General features: G+C 75.3%; 3 protein-coding genes. 2 read left to right on the top strand and 1 reads right to left on the bottom strand.

What is annotated here, in order from left to right; translation table 11 throughout:
- Positions 1-1,284: M16 family metallopeptidase (locus CKO13_RS11460; protein WP_338034647.1), on the bottom strand; the 1,284-nt coding region annotated here is incomplete at its 3' end.
- A gap of 104 nt (positions 1,285-1,388) precedes the next feature.
- Here CKO13_RS11460 and ftsY point away from each other — a divergent pair.
- Both ftsY and ftsE read left to right on the top strand, forming a co-directional pair.
- Positions 1,389-2,342, top strand: a complete 954-nt coding sequence (gene ftsY, locus CKO13_RS11455; RefSeq protein WP_200261145.1) for a signal recognition particle-docking protein FtsY — start codon at positions 1,389-1,391, stop codon at positions 2,340-2,342.
- 10 nt (positions 2,343-2,352) lie between these two features.
- Positions 2,353-3,030 (top strand): cell division ATP-binding protein FtsE, encoded by a 678-nt coding sequence (ftsE, locus tag CKO13_RS11450; protein WP_200261143.1) that lies wholly within the window; start codon positions 2,353-2,355, stop codon positions 3,028-3,030.
- Positions 3,031-3,064: the final 34 nt, after the last annotated feature.

Here is a 3,064-nt window from a genome sequence, read left to right as displayed (position 1 = left end):
GATATCCGCCGCGGTCACGGCCCGGATCCGCTCCTCGAGGCGCTGCGCCTCCTGCCAGCCGATGCCGGCGGTCACCAGCTCGCCGAGGCGCCGGGCCTGCCCCATGAGCGAGTCGCGGGCGTAGGTCTCGCGAGCGAGCAGCCGGGTCACGGCCCGCTCCAGCTCCGCCTCGCCGACCGGCTCGGTGCGCAGGCGCTCGATCTGCTCGCCCAGCGCCGCCTGGAGCCGGTCGAGCCCCGTTCCGGCGGCCTCGGCGCGGGGCCGGGCGACGAGGGTGAAGAGGGTGTCGAGCCGGCTCGCCTGCGAGTAGTAGGCCGAGGCCGAGGTGGCGACCTCGGCGCCGCGGACCAGCTCCGCCGCCAGCCGCGCCGAGCGGCCGCCGTCGAGGAGCTGCGCGGCCATGAGCAGGGCGTAGGCGTCCCGCGGCCGCTCGGCGGTGCCCAGCGACGGGACGTTGTAGCCGACGTAGAGCAGCGGCACCCGGGCGCCGTCGAGCTGCAGCTCGACCCGCCGCTGGCCGAGGGGGCCGGCGGCCTCGCCGCCCGGCGGCGCCGGCGGCGGCTCGCCGGCGGGGACCTCGCCGAAGTGGCGCTCGGCCAGCTCGCGGATCCGCTCGGTGTCGACGTCGCCGACCACGATGAGGGTGGCGTTGGCGGGGGCGTACCAGCGCTCGTACCAGCGCTGGAGGTCCTCGAGCCGGAGCCGCTGCAGGTCCTGGCGCCAGCCGATGATCGGCTGGCGGTAGGGGCTGGCCATGTGGGAGACGGCGGTGAAGCGCTCGAAGGCGCGCGCCTCGGGGGTGTCGGCGACACGCTGGCGGCGCTCCTCGCGGATGACGCGCATCTCGCGCTCGAAGGCCGGCTGCTCGAGGGCGAGCCGGTGCATGCGCTCGGCCTCGAGCCGGAAGGCCAGCTCGAGCCGCCCGGCGGCGAGCTTCTCGTAGTAGCCGGTGTAGTCGCGGCTGGTGAAGGCGTTGTGCCAGCCCCCCTCGCGGGCGATCAGCCGCGAGAACGCGCCGCCCTCGCGCTCCTCCGTGCCCTGGAACATCATGTGCTCGAGGGCGTGGGAGACCCCGGTCAGCGGCCGGTGCTCGTAGCCGGAGCCGACGTGGTACCACAGCGAGGCGATGGCGACCCCGGCCCGCCGCTCCTCCTTGACGAGGACGGTCAGGCCGTTGTCGAGCTCCACCGCCGTCGGGGGCTGGGCGGCGGCGGCCCCGGCGAGGGCCGCGAGCAGGAGCGGGGCGAGGGCGCGTAGCAGGGGCATGATGGTCTTCGGGCTCACCGCTGGCAGTCCAGGCAATGATAGGATAGCTGGCCAGATACGTCGCCCGCCCCCGTCGCCTACGGGGCGGGCCCCCCTTGGCAATTCCGCGACGAAGTCAATCTATGAGCGAACGCGAGAAGACCCCGCAGCGCCGCGGCTTCATGGGGCGGCTGCGCAACGGCCTCAAGCGCACCCGCAGCGGCCTGACCGAGGGGCTGACGAGCCTCTTCGCCGGGCGCAAGCGCCTCGACGACGACCTGCTCGAGGAGCTCGAGACCCGGCTGCTGAGCGCCGATGTCGGCATGGAGGCCACGCAGCGCCTGCTCGACGGCCTGGTCCGGCGGCTCGGCCGCTCGGAGCTGCGCGACGGCGAGAGCGTCGCCGAGGCGCTGCGCGACGAGATCACCCAGATCCTCGACCCGGTGGCCGAGCCGCTGGCCATCGACCCCCGCCAGCGCCCCTTCGTCATCCTCACCGTGGGCGTCAACGGCACCGGCAAGACGACGACCATCGGCAAGCTCGCCGCGCGCTACCAGCGCGAGGGCCACAGCGTGACCCTCGCCGCCGGCGACACCTTCCGGGCCGCCGCGGTGGAGCAGCTCCAGGAGTGGGGCGAGCGCATCGGCTGCCCGGTCATCGCCCAGCCGACCGGCGCCGACGCCGCCTCGGTGGTCTACGACGGCTACCAGGCGGCCCGCGCCCGCGGCAGCGACATCCTCATCGCCGATACCGCCGGGCGGCTCCACACCCAGGACAACCTCATGGAGGAGCTGCGCAAGATCCGCCGCGTGCTCGGCCGCCAGGACGAGGGCTCGCCCCACGAGACCCTCCTGGTGCTCGACGGCGGCAACGGCCAGAACGCCCTGGCGCAGGCGGAGCGGTTCAAGGAGGCGGTCCAGGTCAGCGGCCTGGTGGTGACCAAGCTCGACGGCACGGCCCGCGGCGGCGTCCTGCTGGCGCTCGCCGAGCGGCTGCGGCTGCCGGTGCGCTACGTCGGCGTCGGCGAGGGGGTCGACGACCTGCGCCCCTTCGACGCCGAGGCGTTCGCCGAGGCCCTGGTGACCGAGCAGGAGTGACCGCGCCCGGATGATCCACCTCGACCGGGTCAGCAAGCGCTACCGCGCCGGCAAGGACGGCCTGCGCGGCGTCTCGCTGTCGGTCGGGGAGGGCGAGCTGGTCTTCGTCACCGGCCACTCGGGGGCCGGCAAGACCACGCTGCTGCGGCTGATCCCCGGCCTGGAGCGTCCCAGCGGCGGCCGGCTGAGCGTCGCCGGGATGGCGGTCGACCGCCTCCCGCGGCGTAAGCTCCCGCAGCTGCGCCAGCGCGTCGGGGTGACCTTCCAGGACCACCGGCTGCTCCCGGACCGCACCGTCTTCGAGAACGTGGCGCTGCCGCTGGCCATCGCCGGGCTGCCGCCCCGGGAGGCGGCGCGGCGGGTCCGCGCCGCGCTGGATAAGGTCGGCCTCCTGGCCAAGGAGCAGGCCTACCCGGTCACCCTCTCCGGCGGCGAGCAGCAGCGGGTGGGGATCGCCCGGGCGGTGGTCGGCCGGCCGCCGGTGCTGCTCGCCGACGAGCCTACGGGCAACCTCGACCCGCGCCTCTCCGCGGAGATCATGCGGCTGTTCCTCTCCTTCCAGGAGGTCGGGACCACCGTGCTGGTCGCCACCCACGACCTCGCCCTCGTGCGCGCCTTCGGCCGCCGCGTGGTGACGCTCCACGAGGGCGAGCTCGCCGCCGACCGGCCGGCCGGGGAGGCGGCGTAGTGGCGCGGCGCCCGGAGCGCGGGGCGACGCCGCG

The organism is Halorhodospira neutriphila, from assembly GCF_016584055.1.
In the GTDB taxonomy this organism is placed as follows: Bacteria; Pseudomonadota; Gammaproteobacteria; order Nitrococcales; family Halorhodospiraceae; genus Halorhodospira; species Halorhodospira neutriphila.
The sequence above is the reverse complement of the archived record's forward strand: the minus strand, read 5'-3'. Positions and strand labels throughout refer to the sequence as shown.

Coding starts and splice junctions, on each gene's coding strand:
- ftsY (WP_200261145.1), top strand. CDS start 1,389: ATGAGCGAACGCGAGAAGACCCCGCAGCGCCGCGGCTTCATGGGGCGG.
- ftsE (WP_200261143.1), top strand. CDS start 2,353: ATGATCCACCTCGACCGGGTCAGCAAGCGCTACCGCGCCGGCAAGGAC.